Source organism: Exiguobacterium sp. KKT215 (assembly GCF_055635335.1).
Map to the genome: position 1 here is coordinate 2,270,082 of NZ_CM145756.1, position 22,993 is coordinate 2,293,074.

Genomic DNA, 22,993 nt, shown 5'->3' on the forward strand with positions numbered 1-22,993 from the left:
TTATCATATCAAACAATTGTGGATGAATGATGGGAATGCAGCCGTTTCCTCCGCGCTCAATGTGTTCACGACACGCAAACAAGCCCACAAAAAAAGAAGGGTTCCCCCTTCCTTACCGCGTCGGCCGAGTGCGCATCTGTTGTGCGAGGAATACCGTGCCGCCACTAAGGAGGGCCAGTACACCGCTGATCATCATGAGTTCCATCATGTTCCACCTTCCTACTGATAGCGATTCTCATTATCACCTATAATATAGCATACTTTTCTTAGCATGAACATGACAAAAAAACTCCCGCCATGCTAGGCGGGAGCTCTCGATTATGCGTTGACGTCGTAACCCTGTTCTTCGATGGCTTCGATCATCGTTTTCACTGAAATTTTATCGTTGTGGATGACATCGACCCGATGGTCCTGTAACGAGACGATCGCTGACTCGACGCCTTCAAGTTCTGTCAAGGCGCCTTCGACCGCCGCCTTGCAGTGATTACATGTCATACCTTCTACTTTTAATGTCGTTTCATTCATTTGGATGTTCCTCCTTGTGTTTTCAATCGTAACGCGTTCAAGACGACCGAGACCGAACTGAACGCCATGGCCGCCCCGGCAATCCACGGGGCAAGCAAACCGGCGGCTGCGACCGGGATACCGAGACTGTTATAGGCAAGCGCCCAGAACAAATTTTGACGAATGTTACGCATCGTCAACGCACTCATCTCGATGGCACGGTTCACCCCATCGATATCTTGCCCCATCACGGTGACATCGGCCGCCTCAAGAGCGATATCCGTCCCGCTTCCGAAGGCGATGCCGACGTCAGCGACAGCAAGTGCCGGCGCGTCATTCATCCCGTCCCCGACCATGGCCACACGGCCCTGGCGTTTCAGCGCCTCGACATGATCCGCCTTCTCGACGGGCAGTACCTCGGCGATGACGTTCGTTTCCGGAATCCCGAGTTGACGGGCGACGTCGAATGCGACTTCTTTCCGATCACCGGTCAAGACGTAGACTTGTCTCGTCTTGGCAAGTTGTTGGACGACGGCACGGCTTTGGTCTTTCAACCGATCTTGCAGACCAAACGCCGCAACGACCCCAGACTCGTCGGCCACATAGACCGGCGTCATCGCCTGCATGTCCCACTCCGGTAATGCCAATCCAGCTTCTTGCATCATGCGGACCGAGCCGATAAGAAGAGGTTTCCCATCCACGACCGCTTTCAATCCTCGACCGGCCAACTCTTCAACGCGTTCGACCTGACCGTCCCCTTCGCCCCGACCGATTGCCTCGGCGAGCGGGTGCGTCGACTGACGTTCGGCCATGACGGCTTGTTTCAAGAACGACGTCTCTCCGAACGTCGCCACGACTTCCGGCGTACCTTTCGTGAGCGTCCCCGTCTTATCGAAGACGACGATATCGACCCCATTCAACGATTCGAGCTGACCGCCACCTTTGAACAAGACACCACGTTCGGCGGCACGGCCCGTCCCGACCATGATCGATGTCGGTGTCGCGAGACCGAGCGCACACGGACAAGCGATAACGAGAACGGCGATCGAGGCCCGGATCGCCATGTCCAAATCATTGAAGCCAAGCGTCCAGACGGCGAACGTCAAGGCGCTGATGGCGACGACGATTGGAACGAACACACCGGAAATCCGGTCCGCTTGTCGTTGGATCGGGGCTTTGTCCGTCTGCGCCTGTTCAACAACACGAACAATTTGAGCGAGCATCGTCTCGCTGCCAACACGTTCGGCGACCATCAAGACCCGGTGCGAGCGGTTAATCGTTCCGCCGACAACATCGGCGCCGACACTTTTCTCAGATGGGATTGATTCCCCGGTCAACATCGACTCATCGATGACCGTCTCACCTTCGACGATTTTTCCATCGACCGGCACTTTTTCGCCAGGGCGGACGACGATGACGTCACCGGCTTTGACCAAGTCGATCGCGACTGGCCGTTCCACACCGTCAACAAGTAAAATCGCTTCTTTCGCCTGTAACGATAAAAGTGACTTGAGCGCGTCCGTCGTTTTTTCTTTCGCTCGGGCCTCTAACCATTTCCCGAGCAATACGAGCGTAATCAAAACGGCACTCGTCTCAAAATAGAGCGACGGATGCATCGGATGCACGAGCATCTCGAAGACGGAATAAAAGTAAGCCGCCGATGTCCCTGTCGCCACGAGCACATCCATGTTGGCCGCGCCGCTCTTCAGGCTCTTATACGCCCCTTTATAAAACTGGGCCCCGATCCAGAACTGGACCGGTGTGGCGAGCGCGAATTGCCACCACGGATTCATGAGCCAATCGGCATGGAACGTCACACCCGGGATGTGCGTAATCATGACGAGCAGAAGCGGTGCCGACAACAGCGCCGAGATGAGCACTTTTCGCTCGAGCGGGCGCAGGTCGTGTTTTGGCGTCAGTTCCGCCTTTCGTTCTGCGCCATAACCGATTTTTTCGATGCGGGCGATCAGTTCGTCTTCGGTGATGCCGTCGTCGACGCGAATCGTCGCCGTCTCGAGCGGCAAGTTGACGGTCGCTTCAACACCGTCCATTTTATTTAACACTTTCTCGATGCGGGCCGAGCATGCGGCGCATGTCATCCCTTGAATCGACAGTTCGACGGTTTTCATCGGAACACCTCCTTACTTCTTGATGCGGCTGACGATTGTCATCAATTCGTCAATGTACGGGTCCATGTCTTCCGTTTCACTCGCATGGACTAAACATTTACGCATGTGACGTTCGAGCAGTTGCATCTCGACTTGTTTGAGTGCCGCTTGAATGGCTGACGTCTGGGTCAAAATGTCGACGCAGTAGCGGTCGCTCTCGACCATCTTTTGAATCCCACGTACTTGTCCTTCGATCCGGCGCAGCCGTTTGCTGAGCGCTTCACGTTCTGCGTCTTCACGCGGAACGATTGGTTGGTCATGCATGAATTCTTCCATGATTATCACCTCACCACCAATATACCCCTACCCGGTAACGGTGTCAAATCTTTTGAACAAAAAAAGGACGACTGATTTCGTCGTCCTTCTCTCCCGTCAATTGCGTTGGAATTGCTCGCTCTTCAAGACGGTCCGTAAAATCTTCCCGGTCGTGTTCCGCGGCAGCTCCTCGATGATCTCGATGTGCGTCGGCTGTTTGTACTTCGCCAGTTTCGTCGCCGCGAACGCTCGGATCTCGTCGAGCGTCACCTGTTCGTCTCGCGTGACGATGAACGCTTTGACCGCTTCCCCTTGTTCGGCATCCGGTACCCCGATGACGGCTGCTTCGACGATGCCCGGATGTTGATAAAGCACTTCTTCGACTTCGCGCGGATAGACGTTATAGCCACCGACGATGACCATGTCCTTCTTCCGGTCGACGATATAAAAGTAACCGTCTTTGTCACGTTTCGCCAAGTCGCCTGTATAGAGCCACCCGTCGCGAAGCGTCATCGACGTCTCTTCCGGTAGTTTATAATAGCCTTTCATCACGTTCGGTCCACGGACGATCAGTTCACCGACCTCGTCGATCCCGACCTCTTCGCCGAGTTCGTCGACGACCTTGTTCTCGACGTGGACGATTGACGGACCGATCGATCCGGCTTTCCGCTCGCCGTGGAGCGGATTGAAACACGTGACCGGTGACGCCTCGGACAGACCGTATCCTTCGAGAATCTTACACTCGAACTTTTGCTCGAACGATTCGAGCAACTGTACCGGCAGACTCGCTCCACCGGATACGAAGACGCGGACGTGCTTGAGCGCCGAAGCGTATGCTGGAACTTTCATCGCCGTCTGCAACAGGAAGTTGTACATCGTCGGGACACCGGCAAAAATGCTGACGCGATGTTTTGGGACGAGGTCGAACACGTCCTGCGGTGAGAATTTTGGCAAGATGACAATCGTCGCCCCGCGCAGGAGCGGTGCGTTGACGATGACCGTCAAACAGAAGACGTGGAACATCGGTAAGGCGGCGAGCGCTTTGTCTTCCGGCGTGATTTCCAAATACTCCCCGATCGAATGGGCGTTCGAGAACAAGTTGAGATGTGTCAACAAGGCGCCTTTCGGTTTCCCGGTCGTCCCGCTCGTATACAGGATGACAGCGACCTCTTCCTCATCGACTTCGACCACTTCAACTTTCGTCGTCGCGAACGCCTCGCTGAACGGTAAGAACTCGATGTCCCCATCCCGCTTCAACGCCGGTACGTCTGCATACGGGACCGAGATGACGAGTCGGAGTTGCGGTAATTTCGTGAGTGCGGCTTCCGCTTGCGCGACGAGCGGCGACAACGCGACAATCGCCTTTACGTCGCCATCGAGCAAGATGTAGGCCATCTCGTCCGGTGTGTATGTAGGGTTGATCGGAATGACGACCCCACCTCGGGCGAGCACCGCGAAATACGAAATCAAGAACGCGGGGCTGTTGCCGAGGACGAGCGCGACGTGGTCGCCTGGACCGATGCCTTTTTGCTCAAGCGTCGCCGCCATCGCCTCGACTTGTCCATAGAACTGTCCGTAGCTGACCGTGTCTTCCCCAAACACGTAGGCCGCCTTGTTCGGATGCGCGGCCACCACGCCTTGTAGTGCCGTGACTAAGTTTGCCATGATAATCCCCCTTTGAAAATGAATGACTATTCACTTTTGAGCCGTAAAAAAGAGCACGGCAGCCGCGCTCTTTTTCAGTTATCTTCATTGTACATGAAACGCCTCAATAAGAAAACGCTTTCAAGTCCATCGTCTGCAAATGATACAATCCGGTCCGGCTCTGTACGTGCACGAGCGCCTGTAACGTCTCATCGTCCATGAGCAAGTCGTCCATCAACTTATGAAGCGCCGACTGTTTCGCTTCCGTCGTCGCCGTGATGAAGAAAATCGCTTCGGCCCGAATACTCTCTCCCGCAATCGTCTGCATCACAAACGGTTGATTGAGATGCAACAAGGTGATGCCGTCTTGTTTTGCGACGTGAAGCGGTACATCGACGACAGCGACCGGTACGGCGACATCGGTAACGCCCGACGGGATCGTCCGCTCTTGCTCCGTCACGACGCGCGCGAACGTGTCATTGACGATACCTCGACCTTCGAGTTCAAGTCCAATCGCTTGGACGGCGAGATCAAATGTCGGTTGCTCCGTCACCCACATCAAATTCGTGTCCATCCATTCAGTGATAAATCGATACATATCGTTTCCTCCCATTGGTTGACTCCATCTCACGAAAGCGCTTGCAATGATTATGATACGCCTCGCCGGAACGACACGCAACGGTCCAGACAACCTGTCACGAAAACGCCAAAAAGAAGGACCTCTGTAGGGAGGCCCTTCTGCATGAAAACCCGCTTCAGCTAATGAGATCGACGAGTTCTTCGAGCTCGACGTTGCCGAAGTAATGTTTGACGTCAAGCTGTGACAATTGTTCCCGAATCGCGCCGCGTTCGAACCGCGTTCCGACGAGGGCTTGTTCGACGTCATGGATATCCCCGACACCGAAGAAGTCCCCATAGATTTTCGCTTCCGTGATTGTACCCTTGTTGACGTTCAAGCGGACGTCGATCGTACCGATCGGGAATCGACGTTTCGACTCGACATCAAACTTCGGCGATTTCCCGAAGTTCCAGTCCCAGTTCGCATAGCGCTCTTTCGAGATATCCTGAACAATTTCCCAGTCCTCATCGCGAAGCACGTAACGTTCTGGTTCCTGTCCGTCATAAATGGAATGGAGCAGCGCCTCGACAAAGTGCTCCATCGCCATCTCTTCTTCTAAGAACTCCGTGATGTTAGCGACACGGCTACGGACCGACTTGATGCCTTTTGAACGCATCTTCTCTTCCGAGACGTTGAGCGAGTTGACGACTTCCTCGATGTTCGAGTTGAACATGAGTGTTCCGTGGCTGAACATACGGCCGCGCGTCGTGAACTGGGCGTTCCCGCTGATTTTTCGTTCGCCGACTTGGATATCGTTACGTCCCGTCAACTCTGCCTCGACGCCGAGTTGCTTCAAGGCGTCAACAATCGGTTGCGTGAACTTCTTATAGTTGTTGAACGAGTTGCCGTCATCTTTTGTGATGAAACTGAAGTTCAAGTTGCCCTCATCATGATAGACAGCACCGCCGCCCGACAAACGACGGACGACGTCAATCCCGTTCTCTTCGATATACTTCAAGTTAACTTCTTCTGATGTGTTCTGGTTCTTGCCGATGATGATCGACGGGCCGTTAATATAGAACAAGAAATAATCCTCATGCTCGACGTTCAAATGTTTGAGGATATACTCCTCGACCGCCAAGTTGAGTTTCGGGTCCCGGATATCCGGGTTGAAAATAAATTTCACAGTAGGTTCCTCCTAAGGATAATCGTTAATTGTATTATACGAGACGGCGGCCCGGCGCTACAACTTGTTTACTTCCATTCCCCGTTCATGACGCGCTTCAATGCGTTTGCGACGCCGTATTCGTCATGACGCTCTGTGACGTGGTGGCTAATGGCAATCAAGTCTTCGTGACTATTGCCCATCGCGATCGCTTTACCGGCCACCTCAAACATCGGGACATCGTTCAAGTTGTCCCCGATGACGACGACTTCCGATAAATCGACGCCGAAATGCTCGGCCAATTTTTTGACGCCGTGCCCTTTATCAGCCCCGTTCGCCATGACTTCGATATTGTCATTGCCTGAAGACGTGACGTAAACGCCTTCCACGCGCTCATCGATTTCCGTCCATAGTGAGGACATCTTCTCGAAATGACTCGAAAAGGCGATGAATTTATAGACGCGTCCGGCCTCATTCTTGATGAAATCCTCGATGTCTTCGACGAGACGGACGTCCTCGTTGACGTAATAACGTTTTTGGAAGAACTCATACATCTCGAGCGACCGCTCATCGCCGTTCTGCTTCAAGTTCTCCATCGTCGCATCGATCAAATCGAGTCGGCTCGCGACGAGGCCCGCCTCTGAATACATTTCATAAAAGACGTCCGAATATTTGTGGTCTTGATGCAACACCGACACGACTTCGAGCGCCTCTTCTGTCGTCAAATCGATTTCATGTAGCACTTCACCCGTTTCCGTCAGCACGCGACCGCCGTTCGAAGAGACGATCGGGCACGTGAGGCCCACCTCGTCGAGAATCTCTTTCGCGTTGAAGTAATTGCGTCCCGTCGCAATCGCAAAGCGAATCCCTTGTGCTTCTGCCGCACGGACGATTTCTGCCGTCTCGGGTGCAATTTTCGTGTGGTTGTGCAGGATCGTGCCATCCATATCGGATACGAACAATTTGTACGTTGTCATCAACATCCACTCCTCTTTTTCTGTTTCGCTTATAACTATAACAAAAAGAGAGGCCATCGGAATAATCCGACACCTCCCTTCACGAATCTTTACCCTTCTTCTGCGAGCGCTTTGATTTGTTCATGGACGCTCTTGATGCAGTCTGGCATGCCGATTCCGTCATAGGCGATGCCTGCGAGCAAGATGCCTGGATAGACGCGGCCCATCTCGGCGCGCAACGCGCGGACCCGATCGGAATGGAAGACGGCGTAAGGTGGCAACCCGTCCCGGAGCCGGCTGACGACCGTCTCGAGCGGTGCTGCTTTAATCGTCATCAAGCCGCCAAGGTCACGTAACGCCGTCGCGACAATCTCCTCATCGGACGCATCTACGATCTCATCGGCGCCCGGACGTCCGAGAAAGACGCGCAGGACGTGATACCCTTCCGGCACAGCATGCGGCCATTTTTGGTCGATGAACGTGCACGCCGTAATCGTCACATCCGCCTCCTGGCTCGTGACGAAGCCCGTCCCGACGAACGGCAGCTCGATATCGTCTTCTTTGAATACGAGCGAACACGTCGCCGTCGCGTGCGGTTTCATATCCGCGAGAAAATTACTGTCGACTTTCGGTAAGAACTGACGGATGAGCCGGGGCGGGACCGTCAAGATGAGGTGATCGGACTCGATATCGCCTCGATTCGTCAGCAGGCGATAGCCGCCTTCAATCTCCTCGACTTGTTCGACCGAACAGTTCAAGATGATTTCGGTGCGCTCTAGCCGCTCGGCAAGACGATCAGTGAGCGACTTCAATCCTCGTTTGAGTGAAGCGAACTGTCCAACTTTCTTGGCGCCGACTTCCGCGACCCGTTGTTCAGGGCGCAAGTGACGCATCCCTTCATACAAGTTCCCATGTTTCTTCTCGCCTTCGATAAACTGTGGGAACGTCGACAAGGCGCTCATCTGATCGATGTCTCCCGCGTAAATCCCGGAAAGAAGCGGTTCGATCAGCCGGTCGACGATCGGGTCCCCGACCCGTTCACGCAAGTACAAGCCAAGGGAGACGTCCGTTTCCGGTGCTTCGACGTCCGGTGGCGATAAGAGCATCGCCCGGAGTGCGGCATGTTCTTCGTCCGATAAGAGTGTCGTGTCCTTGAACGCATCGACGTCGAGCGGGATGCCCATGACCGTCTGTTTCGGAATCGGATGCAGCCCGTCATGATGGAGCACGTACGCTTGACCAACCCCGTTTCGGACGATTTCATCACCGAGACCGACGTCATGAATCAAATCCGTCATCGCTGTCTTGCGGAACACGTACGAGTCGGGCCCTCGTTCGACCGCAAATTCCCCCGTTTCAAACGTATCGATTTTTCCGCCTAACCGTCCGCTCGTCTCGACGAGCTTGATCGTGACGTCATTCGGTAAATAGCGCTCGGCATAAAAAGCGGCGGTGAGACCTGTGATCCCACCACCGACAATCGTTACATTACGCATGATGTACAATCACGCTTTCCATGCGATCGGCGATGGCTTCAATGAAGCTCCGCTCCGCGTTTGGCATGTTAGGACGCGCGTAGTGAACGCCGAGGCGGTCACAGACGACTTTACATTCCACGTCGTTATCGAAGAGCACCTCGAGGTGATCCGCGACAAATCCGACCGGCGTGTAAACGAACGCTTCATAGCCATGCTTTTCATAAAGTTCAGCCGTCAAATCTTGGACGTCCGGCCCGATCCACGGGTCAGGCGTGTTGCCTTCCGACTGCCAACCGACCTCATAGTTCGGTACGCCCGCCGCTTGGGCGATTTTGTCAGCCGTTTCTTTCAATTGATCCGGATACGGGTCGCCACCTGCCAAAATCTTCTCTGGCAGACTGTGCGCCGAGACGATCAAGCAAGCCTTCTCAGCCGGCACCGGCAAGTTCGCGAACGTCGTTTTGATGGCTTCCGCCCACCAATTGATGAATTTCGGCTCATCGTACCACGATTCGACCGAACGGATCTCGATGCCGTATTTCGCGGCTTCTTCATGCGCCCGTCCGTTGTACGACTTGACGCTGTATGACGAGTAGTGCGGGGCCAATACGACCGAGACCGCTTCTTTGATGCCGTCGTTCGCCATTTGCGCGACCGCGTCTTCTACGAACGGTTCGATGTGCTTGAGCCCGATATAGAGCTTGAAGTCGATTTCGCCCACGTGGCGCTCGTTCAAGATGTCACGGAGCGTCTCCGCTTGATCGATTGTGATTTTCGCGAGCGGCGACACGCCACCGATGGCCTCATAGCGCTCCGTCAAGTCTTGGAGTGCTTCCGGTGAAGGCTTGCGGCCATAACGAATGTGCGTATAGTAGCGCTCGATATCTTCAGGTTTGTACGGTGTCCCATAAGCCATTACGAGTAATCCGACGGTTTTCATAATGATTTGCCTCCCATTTTTTCACGTGAGTAGTCATGGATAAATGCTGTCAATTTGACGAGCACAGACGGATCGACTTCCGGGAACACCCCATGTCCCAAGTTGAAGACGTATCCAGGTTGTTTCATCCCCTCATCGAGGATTTCTTTCACTTTCGCTTCGATGATCGGCCACGGAGCCAGCAAGAATGACGGGTCAAGGTTACCTTGGACTGCTTTCGTGATGCCGCGGTCGCGCGCTTCTTGAATCGACAGACGCCAGTCGAGTCCGACGACGTCGAGCGGCTGGTCTTGCCACTCTTCAACGAGATGGCTCGCTCCAACACCGTGCATGATGAGCGGAATGTCGAGCTTGCGCAACTCGGTGAAGATCCGTTCTGTCGTTGGTTTAATATAACGAACATAATCTTTGCGGCTAAGCGTCCCGACCCATGAGTCGAACAACTGGAACGCTTGGATGCCAGCCTCCGCCTGCGCCGTCGCATACGTGATGACCATGTCGCCAAGCTTCTCCATAAGTGCGTTCCATACGTCCGGCTCAGCGTACATGAGCGCTTTCGTCCGATGGTAACTCTTCGATGGTCCGCCTTCAATCATATAACTCGCGAGTGTGAACGGCGCACCCGAGAAGCCGATGAGCGGGACTTCCAAACGTTCCCGAAGCAAACGGATCGTCTCGAACACGTACGAGATGTCGTCCGTGTTAAGCGGTTTTAAGCGTTCCACGTCTTCCATCGTCCGGTACGGGTTATCAATGACCGGACCGATGCCGCTCTTGATTTCCACATCCACGCCCATCGACGGGAGTGGCGTCATAATATCTTTATACAGAATGGCCGCGTCGACTCCTAGTTGTTTTACCGGGAGCTCTGTCACGTAGGCACACAATTCGGCATCATGCGTGATTTCGAATAATGTCCTCGTTTTTTTGATCTCACGATATTCTGGTTGGTAGCGTCCGGCTTGGCGCATGTACCAGACGGGCACATAGTCTGTCGCCTCTCCTTTAAACGCCTTCAAAATAGTATCGTTCATACGTCGCGTCATTCCCCTCTATAATTCTCCTACACTCTTCTTCTATAGGTATGTGAACTCAAAAACATTATACAGAAATTAATTAGAATAATGCTAATGTGAAGCATTTTCATTGTGTTTTCTTTGTGTCATTTCTTTGGCGGATACGTGCGGAATGCCGAATTGAGCTGACCACGAATCAAATCGTCACGCTGTTTCGTCGACAAACGCTTCTCGCGATCTTTAATGTCTTGAATCCGCCAGCCGTCTTCAAGCTTCGAGGCCACATCAATTAATCGTTCCACATCATGGAAAGAATATTTACGTGAACCGCCTTTTGTCCGTTCTGGAAAGACGAGCCCTTTTGACTCATAATAGCGGACTTGTCGCTCCGAAAGTCCCGTCAGTTCAGTAATGACGCCCATTCCAATTACTTTCTTCGACTTATAGTCCATCGCTCGTCCTCCTCCCTCACAAAAAAATATGTCAGATAATCTGACAAATTGCAATCCAAGTCGAATTTTTCGTCTTACACTGAAAACAACTTTTGAATCACCAATCGAAAAAAAGGAGGGATCGCAACATGGAAGACATCTTATATTATATGGACACGCTGTTCGTACTCATCGCCGCTTTGCTCGTCTTGACGATGCAACTTGGATTTGGGTTGCTCGAGACGGGGACGCTCCGGGCTAAAAACGCCGGGCACGTCGCAGTCAAACAAATCATCAGCCTCTCTGTGGCGGCACTCGCCTTTTGGGCTGTCGGCTTCGGCCTCTCATTCGGGGACGGGACCCGCTGGTTCGGGACGGAAGGATTCTTCATGAACGGATCGTTCACGAGCCTCGATTGGGCCAACGTCTCAATCGACATCAAATTCTTGTTCCAGTTGTCATTCGTCGCCGTAGCGCTCGCCATCGCCTGGGGTGGGTTCGCAGAACGGGCTAAACTGTCTGCATACGTCTTGTTCGGCGTCTTCTTCGTCGCCATCCTGTATCCAATCGTCGCCCGCTCTGTATGGGCTGGTGGACTTCTCGGGACGATGGGCATGCAAGACTTCGCCGGTTCGGCTGTCGTCCACCTTCAAGGCGGAATGGCTGCCCTTATGGCCACCATCATCTTAAAACCACGTCGTAAAACGGAATCACTCGCCGGTCATAACCACGTCTTGACGGTCGTCGGTGGACTCGTGCTCTGGCTCTGCTGGTTCGGTTTCAATGCCGGATCGACGATGTCGGTCGCGGACGGCTTCTTCGGTTACGTCGCTCTTACGACGATGCTCGCCACGGCTGCCGGCGCTCTCGGCGCTCTCGCCATCGTCATGATTCACAAGAAAACGGCCGACATCCCGACAATCGTCAACGGTGTCCTCGGGGCACTCGTCGCCATCACCGCTGCCTGCGCCTTCGTCGAACCTTGGGCCGCCATAGTCATCGGTGCCCTCGCTTCGATTGCCACGTATGGTACGAGCATCCTCATGGCGAAATATATCGACGATCCGCTCTGCGCCTTCTCGGTGCACGGTGTCGCGGGAATCATCGGGACACTCGCGCTCGGATTCTTCGCCTCGCCTCGCTTGGTCGAGATCACAGGCATCGGTTCGGCCGGCCTCTTCTACGGCGGCGGCTTGACTCAACTCGGTGTGCAAGCACTCGGCGTCTTGATTGCGATGGTCATCGCCGGTGGCGGTAGCTACGCCTTCTTGAAACTCCTCGACGTCACGATCGGTCTTCGTGTCACGGAAGAACAAGAAGATATCGGCCTCGACATCGCCGAGCACGGTGTATCCGCATACGGTGAAGTCGAGACAGAACCTGAAACTCCGGCACGTCTCCCGAAAATTCTCGGGTCGAGCGTATCGGTCATGTCACCAAAAAAATAACGACAACAGTCAGGGACACCCAATGCGGGTGTCCCTGTTTCATGTCAATCGACTCAAGTAGTATCGGACGACCACGTACGCGAGTCCGAGACCGACGAGCGCGTCCCACGTCGCCCCAAACAAGAGCGAGGCAACGCCAAGGGCGAGCAGTTGCGCGAACAACAGCCGCGTCGCCCACCATTTATAGGCGACGAGCCGCTCGGTACGTGTGATTGGCAACCACGACGCCATCGACACGGTGTCGAGCCGTTTAAATAATGGCACGAGCTGGAGCGCCGTCAACCCAACGAAAAGCGGGACGACCAACCCGACATACCATCCACCCGAGAGCCACATGACAACGAGCGCGACGACGGAAAGACGCAACACGAGATCGAGCGAATCGTTCGACCGCATGACCCGGAGCCCGTACACGTATCGGGCGGCATCGGCCTGTTTCAACACCGACCGCTCGAGCAGGCTCACGATGAACGACCGTTCCCGCACGTCTTCCCGCATCGTCGGCACATCGACGAACCAACTGACGACCCGGTTGAACTGGGCTTTGCTCTTTTCTTCGAGCGTGAGCCAGTCAAGCAGCGGGATGCGCCGATTCCGTCGCACGTGGAGCAGGACAAACGGGACGAGTGCGGGCACTGGCGTCAACAACGGCACACCGAACAATACGAGGAAGCCGCTGGCGAGTGCGCTCGGCAAGACGACGTATTTAATCCCCTCCAACTTGGCGAGACGACCCGCGGCTGAAATGAGTACACTCGTGGCGAGGATGGCTCCGACTTCGACCGACGTGAGCGCTTGCGTCCGGACGAGCAGCGGCAACACGACAAGCATGACGAGGATGGCGCGGACGGCGGCAAAGACGACATTGAACAGGCGGATGCCTGTCATGAACGCTTGAATCTCACCGAGACGCGGCAATAGGAAGACTTGATCCGCTTCTTGAATCAACGTTCGGGGACGATGACCGAGCGGAAGGAGCAACCAAATCAGCGCCACGATCCATTCACTCGGAAAAGCCGGGTCCAAATCCGTCAAAAATTGGTTATACACGAACGCCCCGTAGATGAGCGTGAAATAAAGCGTGAATAACAAGCCACCGTTCGCGACGTAGCGGCTGTATTTCACGACGTCTTCCACCCAGACGCCAAATCGTTGTTTGAATACGTTCATCGTTTCCGCTCCTCGGCCTCAATCGCCTCGACATAGATGTCATCGAGCGTGGCGTCCGGACGCAGACCGTATGTCTCGCGCAGTTGCGCGGCCGTCCCGGTCGCGATGACCGCCCCTTGGTGCAAGAAGACGAAACGGTCGCAGTGGCGCTCGGCCGTCTCTAGAATGTGTGTCGACATTAAGATGGCGCAATCTTCCTTATACTCGTCAAACAATCGCAATAGTTGACGAATCGCGAGTGGATCGAGTCCGACGAACGGTTCATCGACGATGAGAAGCGGGGACTTCGTCACGAGCGCACATAGAATCATCGCTTTTTGACGCATTCCTTTCGAAAAGACGGACGGGAACCAGTCCAGTTGCTTCTCCATCCGCATATCTCGTGCCAATCGCTCGGTCCGGTTCGTTAAATCTGCCGCATCAATGTCATACGCTTTTCCGATCAACGTCAAATGTTCACGCAACGTCAGCGTGTCATACAAAATAGGGGTCTCGGGTATATAGCTTATTTTCTTACGATAATTCTTTTCTGACGAGCTGAGTGTTTGACTATCGACTTCGACCGATCCTGAAATCGGATCAAGCAATCCTAAAATATGTTTGATTGTTGTCGATTTTCCGGCTCCGTTTAGCCCTATCAGCCCGACGAGCTCACCTTTTTTTACATCAAACGAAATATCGTGCAACACTTGTTTACCTATATAACCGCCATTCAAATGGTCGACGTGCAACATGAAAACTCCACCCCTCATTTTCAACTTTTTTTTGTGATATATGTTTTAAAAGCTGTCACATGGGAATAATCTGAACTGTAAGGCATTTTAAAACTTATTCATTACTTCCATTGTTCCATAAAATTGTTAGTGAGAACAATGGACAAAACAGAAAGGAGAATGTTTTTATGGGTTGGATTATCACTTTAATCGTCGGGGGTATTATCGGTTGGTTAGCAGGTCTTATTTTAGGTAAGGATGTACCAGGTGGCGTCATCGGGAACATCATTGCTGGTATCATCGGTGCTTGGCTCGGTGGCCTCATCTTCGGAGACTTCGGTCCTGCAGTTGGCGGCATCGCGATTATCCCAGCACTTCTCGGTGCGATTATCTTGATCTTGATCGTATCGTTCGTTATGAAATCAATGAACCGTAAACGTTAATCTACGGCTCACGTAAAAGGGACCCTCGCCGAGGGTCCCTTTTTTTGTCATGTCAAAATGAGATAGATGGCTTCATCCCGCTCGATGAACCGTTTCTCGCTCTGTAAGCGCAAGAACGTGAAAATCGACTCGAGCAACGTCCGGTCGTAGCGCCATTCGAGGCCGAGGTCCGTCTCGACTTTTTCATTCGGTTCGCCCAAGAGCGCGAGCAGGTCGTCGGGCCGCTTCTGTAAATCGATATCAATGCGATCGACCCGGCCGTCGACAAACCGGAGTTCCATCCCATCATAGCGCCAGACGTCGCCCCGTTCCATCGGTTCACCGATCTCGTCGACGACCGTCTGTTCCCGTTTGTTCATGAGCGCCTCAAGCGTCTCAATCGAATGACCGGTTTGCGCCTCGACCTCGATTTCAATCAATTCGGCCCGCTCGAGGTCGAATTGTCCGGCCACCGTCTCGTCCTGGTCCGGCAACAAGCCAAACGCCAGTTGCGCATCTTCCGTCAACGTCACGGCCTCGGTCTCGGTCACCGTTTCCCCATCGACGACGGCGACGGCTTTGACGTCGTAGCGGCCCGGCATGCGAACAATCTCAACTGCTTCGCCGGCCTCATCAATCCGTCCCTCCTGCACCCCGTCGATCCAAATATTCGTCAGTGGAACGTCTGCCGAAGCACGCAACGTCTTTGGCAACAACTCAATCTGATAATCCGCAAAGCCGAACCGCCCTTCGCCCGTATCGACGAGCCGGAACAATCCATCCGTCTCCATGCCTTGTGCTCGGTCCGACCGGTCCTGTGCCACTTCCGAGATGGCCTCACCGCGGATTGACTTCTCTTCATTCAACCACCCCATGAACCGGAGCGCCTCAGCTCGCGTGAGCGGTTCTGATTCATATTCGACATTCTCCTGGAAGAAGCTGACGTCTTCGGTCAACAAGGCGTCCTTGAAGCGAACGTGAATCTTGTCGTTGGCGGCAGCCGGTTTATATCCCCATTGATAGAAAACACCGACCGCGAGGCCGACACCGAGCGTCACGAGGAGCCCGAGGTAGATATTTCTTCGCCGCGACGGTTTCTTCGATCGTACATACGCCATCCGTTCCCTTCCTCTCTCTACTTGCTATTGTTTTCAGTGTAAGGGGCATCGTCTGTCCGGACAATCGTTCTTCCGCCCGAATTTCCATGTTATGATGAGATGGATTAGTCATTCATGAATGGAGGAGTCAGCATGCACACTGAGGACAACTGTATCTTTTGTAAAATCGTCAACAACGACATCCCGTCGTATAAGGTATACGAGGATGAAGCCGTCGTCGCGTTCCTCGATATCTCTCAAGTCACGAAAGGGCATACGCTCGTCATTCCGAAACATCATGCCCGTAACATCTATGAATTGCCGGCCGACGTGGCCCGTGACGTCTTCCAAGCCGTCCCTGCCGTCGCGAACGCGATTCAGCGTGAAACAGGTGCGATCGGGATGAACGTGTTGTCTAACGCCGAAGCGATTGCTGGACAGACCGTCTATCACTTCCACATCCACCTCTTGCCGCGCTACGGCGAGGCGGACGGGTTTGGCGCCAAGTGGGAAACGCATCAAGACGCGTACTCATCTGACGACATGCAGACGATCGCCGCAGGCATCAAAGCAAACCTGTAACGAACAAATGGACCGCCGCCTGTTGAGCGACCGGTCCATTTTTTGTCTTGCGCCTCATGACGAGTTGATTGAATCGAGATGGCGTTTCCGCTCCTCTTCGATTTTGGCACGCTCGACTTGTAATTTAATCGCCTGCTCGTATAACTGTTGCCGCGATTTGACAGATTCCGCTTGTTCGAATTCTTTTCTTAACAAATTTAGACGGGCGTCTATTTCAATCAGTCGCTTTTCAAGCAAAGTTTGTTTCCGCGTCTGTTCGTTCTGTTCCGACGCTTCATATCCCGCCTCGAGTGCTTCCATTATTGTCTGTGCCCAAGGGTCATCTCCCAGTCGCTTGGCCGCGTTATACAGGTCTAACATGTCATCAACCCAACGCTTTTGCATATTCACTGGAGGTCACCTTCCTTTACCTACAGTTTAAAATAAAATGATTTTTCGGTCAAAATTGAATGTTCTGAAAAATTTTATTTAAGATATAGGTTTTTAATCTCTCTTTTTTGGTAAAATAATATGAAAAGAATGTATTCTAGTATCAGCGTGCTCGAGGAGGGGAATGTATTGTCGAATCACAATCGTCGCGATTGGGTTGCTTTCGGCTTTGTCGTAGCGTTTCTAGGAGCTGTGACCGTGAAAAAACTCGCCCGTGGAACGGCGAATGACGCGGCGGCCAATCAACACCGAGCGTCTACAATCACTACGTTGAAAGAACAATTCCAAAAAGTCGCTAAAGATGCGTCGCAAGTTGCGGCGGCAGGTAAGTTACAAGGAAAAGAATTGACAAATCAAGTGAAAGCCGAAGTCGAACGCTATCAACAAGACATTCAGCCTTCAATCGAGCGGATCCAAGGAAACCTAAACGAGCTTTCGAACGTACAGTCAGATGCGACCGAAGCGAAAGCGGAAAAGGCCAACTGACCGGTCTGTCGTCATCGCCCGTCGTTTTAGTCACATTGTATCGGAAAGGATGGATCGACATGGAACACGAAAAAGAATTCACTGGCCCTGAGGCCATGCTCTATAGTCATAAAATCATTCAGCTTAGTAAGGCACTGTGGAAGACGGTCGAGAAAGACTGGCAAAATTGGATTAAACCGTTCGATTTGAACATAAACGAGCACCATATTTTATGGATCGCTCACGCCCTCGGCGGCGCTTCGATCTCAGAGATCGCCAAATATGGGGTCATGCACGTATCGACGGCGTTCAACTTCTCGAAGAAGTTAGAAGACCGCGGTTTGCTCACGTTCTCGAAAAAGGAGACGGACAAACGAAATACGTACGTCCAATTGACGCCTGAAGGTGAAGCGCTCTTGCTCGAGACGATTCATGCGTTCGATCCGGAAGAGAACGGCGTCTTCCGCGCCTCGCTCCCGCTCCAAGAATTGTACGGGAAATTCCCGGACTTGACGGACATCACCGCAATCGTTCGCCGCTTGTATGGCGACAACTTCATGGACATCTTTGCAGAAACGTCGAAGATGATCACGGAAGAAGCCGGACGTCGCCCTGAGGACGACGAGATCAGTAAAGAAGCTTGACCTGCCGATACAGCGGTTCCGTGACGTCTAGCGCCATCCCTTGGCGCACACACGCCGCGAGAATCGTCTCGGCCTCTAAATGGGGATGAAGCATCCCGACGAAATGAACGAGCAAAGGCTCCACGGACGACAGCCCGTAGCGCATTTGCTCGTTTTGTCGTTCTCGGATATCATCCAACAACGCGAAAAACGCAACGACTTCTTGCCGTGTCAGATTTGCCTTGAGCACCTCATGTTCAAAGGGCCGTTCCGACCAATCGACCGCCCCGAGCAACAGTTCCATTTGAAACGATAATTGATTGATTTTCTCTTCTAACGACACGTTCTCCACCCCATCATTTCACATTCTCTTTCATCATTATACGACACGTTTCTGTGCTATGATACTACACAGGCAAGAGAACAGCTGTTATCATTAACAAAATGTGGTATAGTCGGATTTAGAAACTTATAGATTTATAGGGGTGGAATATATGTCAAACGGAATGACGAATGAACCGAACAAACAGAATAAGAAGTTTTCAACAGGCGCCCTCGTCGGCGCATCAGCGATTGCACTTCTCATCGGTGTCGGCGGCACGTACGCGGCGACAAACGGCGGGTCTTCTGACAACTCTACAGTTGTTTCATTTGAAGGCGGCGAAGTGACGCGCGGCGAAATCGCCGACATGAGCTACGACCGCATGGTCCCACAACTTGCGTTCCAAGAAACGATGAACGAATTGCTTGAAAAAGAGTACGGCGATAAAGTCGAGCAAGAAAAAGTCGACGAAGAGTTCAGCAAGACCGAAGAGCAGTTCAACTCGAAAGAAGAGTTTGAGCAAGCGATTCAACAAGCCGGCATGACGAACACGGACGAGTTCAAAGAAGCGCTCCGCGGTCAAATGCTCGTCGATGCTGCGAAATCAGAACTCGTTGAAGTCACAGACGAAGATATCGAAGCACAGTTCGCGAAAGAAAACGTCGAAGTCAAGGCGAGCCATATCCTTGTCGAGACAGAAGAAGAAGCACAAGCGATCATTAAAGAATTGAACGACGGTGGCGACTTCGCTGACATCGCGAAAGAAAAATCGACAGACACAGGTTCTGGTGAAAAAGGTGGCGACCTCGGTTACTTCTCAGCCGGCGCCATGGTCCCTGAATTTGAAGAGTACGCGTTCCAAGAAGACGTCGTTGGCAAAGTTTCTGAGCCGGTTCAGTCACAGTTCGGCTTCCACGTCATCAAAGTCATGGACCGTAAAGAAAAAGACCTTAAACTCGAAGACGAGAAAGATCGCATCCGTGAAGCATTGGCGACTGAAAAAGCCGCTTCTGTCGACGCGAATAAGATCTATGCCGAGTTGATCGAGAAATATAACGTCGATGTGAAAGATGCGAAAGCATCGACACAGTTCGATGCCGTGAAAGACGCTCTCAAAGCGGAAAAAGAAGGTACAGAAGAAGCTCCAGCCGAGGAATCGACAGAGCAGCAATAAACAAAAGACGTCCCGCGGGACGTCTTTTTATATGCCTTCATAACTTCGGTTTATAGAACGCCCGGTTATCGAGCGCCATGATCCGTTCTGTGAACGTACCAGGTTCGACCCCTTCGAACGCCTTATCGAACATGTTCATCCGGGCATCGATGTTGTCGATGAAGAAGAGCATCTCGGCTTCCGGGAGCTGCGGCGCGTTCGCCGATCCCCATTCCGGTTTCCCGTGATGGCTGAGGACGAGGTGTTGGAGCAACGTCACGACTTCACGGTCGGTGCCGAGCTCTCGGGCTACGACTTCGATTTCAGATGCCATGAGCGACAAGTGACCGAGCAGCTTGCCTTCAAGCGTATACTCCGGTGTGATCGCGTCCGATAACTCGATCACTTTCGCCAAGTCGTGGAGCACGACGCCCGAGACGAGCAAGTCCCGATTCAATTGCGGATAGAGGTCGCACATCGTGTCAGCCAGCTTCAGCATCGACAGGACGTGGAAGGCGAGTCCCGAATAGACCGCATGGTGATGGCGCACCGCTGCCGGATACGTGAAGTAAGCTTCCTCGTTCCGGTCGACAAGCGCCGTCACGAGTTGTTTCATCCCCACGTGCTCCATTGCCTCGATATAGCCGCGAATCCCTGTCTCGAGTTCTGACTTCGGCACTGGGGCCGAGCGCACGTATGGCGTGATGTCCGTCTCACCTTCGATGATGGAGATTTGTTTCAACTTCAACTGGGTCCGGCCACGGTAGTCCATCACTTCCCCGGAAGCATGGACAATTTTTTTCGTCGCATATTTGTCCGTATCGGCACTGTCCCATACTTTCGTCTCAATCTCTCCGCTCTCATCGCATAGGATGAGCGTCAAATATGGTTTGCCGTTCCCGGCGAGTCCTCGATACGATTGTTTAATCATCACATATTGGTTCAACGTGTCGCCCACTTTGAGCTGACCAATTTTAGTAGTCGTCAAAAAAAGCACCTCTCTTCTTGTCAGTACCTACATCTTAACGAAAGTTCAGGTCAGATGCCAACTTTCTAAGAAAAGCGGGAATACTTGAGAGAGAAGCATATTGGGGGAATGGAAGATGAATTGGAATTGGTATACACGACCAGAAGAAATTGTACATGTCGACAATCACTATGAGGAAGCGTACACGTATTGGCTCGAACAATTGACGACGGCGAAAGTCACAAAAATCATCGTCGAACGCGATTATATGTACGGATCGCTCACGCTCGATTATGAACAGTTGGAACGCGAACCACAAAAAATCGGGCACTATTTCGTGACCCGAGATTTCCTGTGGACAATCGGGTTTGATGAGCTATATTGCGAGACGGTCGCCGCGAAGCAGTATGACTCGCCAATCGAGGCATTCTATGACCTGCTCTCTGAAAAAATGGACTATTATTTCCACGGCATCGATGAGTATGAAGAACGCTTGATGATGACCCAACGCGAGATGAGCGGGCAAGTCCCTCCCGAATTTATGAATGAGATTTTCGGACTCCGCAGCGAGATTGAACGGTGGTCCGATACCGTTGTCCCATACCGTGAGTTGCTCATGGCCGGACGTGAGGCGTTCCTCGATGTCGACTTGGACGAGTTGAACGCTTATCGACTTGCCACGTACCGGGTCGACCGGCTCTTGACGTTAATCGAACATTATCAAGCCGATGTCATCGCGTTAACCGACCTCGCCTCGACGCTGTCGAACTTTCGCGGTAACGAGATTATGAAGGCGTTGACCGTCTTCACGGCATTGACGACACCAGTCGTCGCCTTCGGTGCCATCTGGGGAATGAACTTCAAAGCGATGCCTGAACTGAAGTGGCCGCTCGGTTATGTGTTCGCCTGGATGATGATCATGCTCTTCACAGGCTTGGTCTATGCGTGGTTGAAACGGAAGAATTGGATTGGCTCGCTCTTACAGTTCCCGAATCAAGTCCACAATCAAAAACGTCTAGAAAAACAACGGAAAAAGAGAAAACAGTAAAAAAACGAACAAAAGTTCGGTATACTGAAAGGAGCAGCTGCCATAGAAAGGTGATGTACATGGAACGATTGATTATCCACGTTGATATGGACGCGTTTTACGCCTCGGTCGAACAGCGGGACCGTCCTGATTTACGTGATAAGCCTGTCATCGTCGGTGGCGCCCCCCACAGCCGTGGTGTGGTCGCCACCTGTTCGTATGAGGCGAGAAAATACGGGGTGCACAGCGCCATGTCGTCACGGCGTGCGTTTGCGCTCTGTCCTCAGGCGACGTTCGTCAAACCGCGCTTTCACGTTTATCGGCACGTCAGCCAACAAGTGATGGCGATTTTCAAGTCTATCACGCCGCTCGTTGAACCGCTCTCGCTCGACGAGGCCTATTTGGATGTGACCGAGAACACACTCATGAGCACGTCCGGCCCTTATATCGCGCGCTATATCCTCGGGGAAATCAAACGCCGGACGGGACTGACGGCCTCGGCCGGAGTCGCCCCGTCGAAGTTCGTGGCCAAGATCGCCTCAGGATTCAACAAACCGAACGGACTGACTGTCGTCGAAGCAGCCGATGTCGAGTCGTTCCTCGCCCCGCTCCCGATCACGACGATGCACGGGGTCGGTAAAGTGACGGCCCAAACACTGTTCAAGCACGGCTACCATACGATTGCCGATTTACAGCGTGCGCAACCTGAACAACTGAAGGCCATTTTCGGATTCGACCGCGGGAGCCAACTATATGAACTCGCGTCCGGTCGTGATAACCGTCCCGTCGTCCCGACGCGGGAACAAAAATCGATTGGCTCCGAGACGACGTTCGCGTTCGACCTCGATGACCCGGAAGAAGTGTATGAACGGGTCGTCCCGGAAATCGAAGACGTGCTCCATCAACTCGACCGACGCGAACTCAGTTGCCAGACGGTGACGATTAAAATCAAGACGAGCGAGTTCCAGGCCCGGAGCCACCAAATCAAACTGAACCATCCGACGCACGACCACGACGAGATTAAACGGCTCGCCCGCCGCCTGTTCGACGAGATGGCGATCACTGAACCGGTCCGCTTGATCGGGATGACGGTGTCCGATTTGATTCCCCGTACTGAGACGGCGCGTCAGCTCACGTTCGAGGAGCTGACGAAACCTTCGCTTGAATAATGAATGGTCATTCAGTACAATGGAAGTAAAGGGGGGCGAACGGATGGAACAGTATACGATCACAGCGTTCGAGAACGACGGCACGGTCGTCTTGAACGATTCATTTACTGCGGCAAGCAATGACGAGGCGAAAACGAAAGGACTCACGTTGCTTGAGGAAGCCGGGCACCTCCATAAAGGGGCCCGCATCGCACGTCGCGGCCAACTGATCTACTTCGAGCGCTGTAAACTGCCAGGAAAACTGAAAGGCACGGCCTCATAACAGAAGCGCCTCGGGAATCCCGAGGCGC

26 protein-coding genes are annotated in these 22,993 nt (G+C 53.1%); 9 read left to right on the forward strand and 17 right to left on the reverse strand.

All coding sequences use genetic code 11. The annotated features are described in order from the left end of the window. Positions 1-318: 318 nt before the first annotated feature. From copZ to ACZ2GZ_RS11835, 11 genes are all read right to left on the reverse strand, one after another. On the reverse strand, positions 319-525 hold the full coding sequence (gene copZ, locus ACZ2GZ_RS11785; protein ID WP_029595964.1) for a copper chaperone CopZ: 207 nt from the start codon (positions 523-525) through the stop codon (positions 319-321). Continuing rightward, on the reverse strand, positions 522-2,633 hold the full coding sequence (locus tag ACZ2GZ_RS11790; protein ID WP_029595965.1) for a heavy metal translocating P-type ATPase: 2,112 nt from the start codon (positions 2,631-2,633) through the stop codon (positions 522-524). Before ACZ2GZ_RS11790 ends, copZ begins: the two co-directional genes overlap by 4 nt. A gap of 12 nt (positions 2,634-2,645) precedes the next feature. After that, on the reverse strand, positions 2,646-2,948 hold the full coding sequence (locus tag ACZ2GZ_RS11795; RefSeq protein WP_021066698.1) for a metal-sensitive transcriptional regulator: 303 nt from the start codon (positions 2,946-2,948) through the stop codon (positions 2,646-2,648). 96 nt (positions 2,949-3,044) lie between these two features. Next, positions 3,045-4,592, reverse strand: coding sequence for a long-chain-fatty-acid--CoA ligase (locus ACZ2GZ_RS11800; protein ID WP_029595966.1), 1,548 nt, complete (start codon positions 4,590-4,592; stop codon positions 3,045-3,047). Positions 4,593-4,695: 103 nt separating this feature from the next. After that, positions 4,696-5,169 carry a PTS sugar transporter subunit IIA gene (locus ACZ2GZ_RS11805; RefSeq protein ID WP_029595967.1) on the reverse strand — a complete coding sequence of 158 codons (474 nt, stop codon included), beginning with the start codon at positions 5,167-5,169 and terminating at the stop codon, positions 4,696-4,698. Positions 5,170-5,326: 157 nt separating this feature from the next. Further along, positions 5,327-6,316, reverse strand: coding sequence for a lipoate--protein ligase (locus tag ACZ2GZ_RS11810; RefSeq protein ID WP_021066701.1), 990 nt, complete (start codon positions 6,314-6,316; stop codon positions 5,327-5,329). Positions 6,317-6,384: 68 nt separating this feature from the next. Next, the gene (locus ACZ2GZ_RS11815; RefSeq protein ID WP_241764605.1) at positions 6,385-7,272 is read right to left on the reverse strand and encodes a Cof-type HAD-IIB family hydrolase; all 888 of its coding nucleotides are present in this window, start codon (positions 7,270-7,272) and stop codon (positions 6,385-6,387) included. A gap of 89 nt (positions 7,273-7,361) precedes the next feature. Next, positions 7,362-8,747: a protoporphyrinogen oxidase gene (gene hemG, locus ACZ2GZ_RS11820; protein ID WP_029595969.1), complete on the reverse strand. Its 1,386-nt coding sequence runs from the start codon at positions 8,745-8,747 to the stop codon at positions 7,362-7,364. Then, positions 8,740-9,669: a ferrochelatase gene (gene hemH / locus ACZ2GZ_RS11825; protein ID WP_021066704.1), complete on the reverse strand. Its 930-nt coding sequence runs from the start codon at positions 9,667-9,669 to the stop codon at positions 8,740-8,742. Before hemH ends, hemG begins: the two co-directional genes overlap by 8 nt. Next, the gene (gene hemE, locus ACZ2GZ_RS11830; protein WP_021066705.1) at positions 9,666-10,715 is read right to left on the reverse strand and encodes a uroporphyrinogen decarboxylase; all 1,050 of its coding nucleotides are present in this window, start codon (positions 10,713-10,715) and stop codon (positions 9,666-9,668) included. The genes hemH and hemE overlap by 4 nt, the downstream gene beginning before the upstream one ends. Before the next feature lie 116 nt (positions 10,716-10,831). After that, positions 10,832-11,137: a MerR family transcriptional regulator gene (locus tag ACZ2GZ_RS11835; RefSeq protein WP_021066706.1), complete on the reverse strand. Its 306-nt coding sequence runs from the start codon at positions 11,135-11,137 to the stop codon at positions 10,832-10,834. 128 nt (positions 11,138-11,265) lie between these two features. Here ACZ2GZ_RS11835 and ACZ2GZ_RS11840 point away from each other — a divergent pair, with 128 nt between their 5' ends. Then, positions 11,266-12,564: an ammonium transporter gene (locus tag ACZ2GZ_RS11840; RefSeq protein ID WP_021066707.1), complete on the forward strand. Its 1,299-nt coding sequence runs from the start codon at positions 11,266-11,268 to the stop codon at positions 12,562-12,564. Positions 12,565-12,603: 39 nt separating this feature from the next. Here the strand turns inward: ACZ2GZ_RS11840 and ACZ2GZ_RS11845 are convergent, their stop codons facing one another. Together ACZ2GZ_RS11845 and ACZ2GZ_RS11850 are read right to left on the reverse strand one after the other, a co-directional pair. After that, positions 12,604-13,734, reverse strand: coding sequence for an ABC transporter permease (locus ACZ2GZ_RS11845; protein WP_214755685.1), 1,131 nt, complete (start codon positions 13,732-13,734; stop codon positions 12,604-12,606). Beyond that, on the reverse strand, positions 13,731-14,468 hold the full coding sequence (locus ACZ2GZ_RS11850; RefSeq protein ID WP_029595973.1) for an ABC transporter ATP-binding protein: 738 nt from the start codon (positions 14,466-14,468) through the stop codon (positions 13,731-13,733). The genes ACZ2GZ_RS11845 and ACZ2GZ_RS11850 overlap by 4 nt, the downstream gene beginning before the upstream one ends. Positions 14,469-14,635: 167 nt before the next feature. Between ACZ2GZ_RS11850 and ACZ2GZ_RS11855 the strand changes: the two genes are divergently transcribed. Further along, positions 14,636-14,890 (forward strand): GlsB/YeaQ/YmgE family stress response membrane protein, encoded by a 255-nt coding sequence (locus ACZ2GZ_RS11855; RefSeq protein WP_021066710.1) that lies wholly within the window; start codon positions 14,636-14,638, stop codon positions 14,888-14,890. A 47-nt stretch (positions 14,891-14,937) separates the two neighbouring features. Here ACZ2GZ_RS11855 and ACZ2GZ_RS11860 read toward each other — a convergent pair whose 3' ends face one another. Further along, entirely contained in the window at positions 14,938-15,987 is a 1,050-nt protein-coding gene (locus tag ACZ2GZ_RS11860; protein WP_131472243.1) for a hypothetical protein, read from the reverse strand. Between the two features lie 132 nt (positions 15,988-16,119). Between ACZ2GZ_RS11860 and ACZ2GZ_RS11865 the strand changes: the two genes are divergently transcribed. Continuing rightward, positions 16,120-16,548 (forward strand): HIT family protein, encoded by a 429-nt coding sequence (locus ACZ2GZ_RS11865; RefSeq protein WP_214755684.1) that lies wholly within the window; start codon positions 16,120-16,122, stop codon positions 16,546-16,548. A gap of 54 nt (positions 16,549-16,602) precedes the next feature. Here ACZ2GZ_RS11865 and ACZ2GZ_RS11870 read toward each other — a convergent pair whose 3' ends face one another. Further along, on the reverse strand, positions 16,603-16,932 hold the full coding sequence (locus tag ACZ2GZ_RS11870) for a hypothetical protein (RefSeq protein ID WP_470295611.1): 330 nt from the start codon (positions 16,930-16,932) through the stop codon (positions 16,603-16,605). Positions 16,933-17,106: 174 nt separating this feature from the next. Here ACZ2GZ_RS11870 and ACZ2GZ_RS11875 point away from each other — a divergent pair, with 174 nt between their 5' ends. Continuing rightward, complete coding sequence (locus ACZ2GZ_RS11875; protein ID WP_251130754.1) at positions 17,107-17,463, forward strand: hypothetical protein; 357 nt, start codon at positions 17,107-17,109, stop codon at positions 17,461-17,463. Between the two features lie 59 nt (positions 17,464-17,522). Then, positions 17,523-18,086 carry an HTH-type transcriptional regulator Hpr gene (locus tag ACZ2GZ_RS11880; protein ID WP_021066715.1) on the forward strand — a complete coding sequence of 188 codons (564 nt, stop codon included), beginning with the start codon at positions 17,523-17,525 and terminating at the stop codon, positions 18,084-18,086. On the opposite strand, the gene ACZ2GZ_RS11885 is transcribed toward ACZ2GZ_RS11880, so the two are convergent. Beyond that, positions 18,070-18,408, reverse strand: coding sequence for a DUF1878 family protein (locus ACZ2GZ_RS11885; protein ID WP_021066716.1), 339 nt, complete (start codon positions 18,406-18,408; stop codon positions 18,070-18,072). The genes ACZ2GZ_RS11880 and ACZ2GZ_RS11885 overlap by 17 nt on opposite strands. 151 nt (positions 18,409-18,559) lie before the next feature. Between ACZ2GZ_RS11885 and ACZ2GZ_RS11890 the strand changes: the two genes are divergently transcribed. Next, positions 18,560-19,561 (forward strand): peptidylprolyl isomerase, encoded by a 1,002-nt coding sequence (locus ACZ2GZ_RS11890; protein WP_058765782.1) that lies wholly within the window; start codon positions 18,560-18,562, stop codon positions 19,559-19,561. A 37-nt stretch (positions 19,562-19,598) separates the two neighbouring features. On the opposite strand, the gene ACZ2GZ_RS11895 is transcribed toward ACZ2GZ_RS11890, so the two are convergent. Further along, positions 19,599-20,471 (reverse strand): HD domain-containing protein, encoded by an 873-nt coding sequence (locus ACZ2GZ_RS11895; protein WP_470295612.1) that lies wholly within the window; start codon positions 20,469-20,471, stop codon positions 19,599-19,601. A 172-nt stretch (positions 20,472-20,643) separates the two neighbouring features. Here ACZ2GZ_RS11895 and ACZ2GZ_RS11900 point away from each other — a divergent pair, with 172 nt between their 5' ends. Genes ACZ2GZ_RS11900 through ACZ2GZ_RS11910 form a run of 3 tightly spaced genes read left to right on the forward strand, consistent with a single transcriptional unit; the run spans position 20,644 to position 22,965 of the window. Then, on the forward strand, positions 20,644-21,555 hold the full coding sequence (locus tag ACZ2GZ_RS11900) for a magnesium transporter CorA family protein (RefSeq protein WP_214828011.1): 912 nt from the start codon (positions 20,644-20,646) through the stop codon (positions 21,553-21,555). 59 nt (positions 21,556-21,614) lie between these two features. Next, positions 21,615-22,703, forward strand: coding sequence for a DNA polymerase IV (dinB, locus tag ACZ2GZ_RS11905; protein ID WP_251128724.1), 1,089 nt, complete (start codon positions 21,615-21,617; stop codon positions 22,701-22,703). A 43-nt stretch (positions 22,704-22,746) separates the two neighbouring features. Further along, entirely contained in the window at positions 22,747-22,965 is a 219-nt protein-coding gene (locus ACZ2GZ_RS11910; RefSeq protein WP_214755682.1) for a YhzD family protein, read from the forward strand. Positions 22,966-22,993 lie beyond the last annotated feature (28 nt).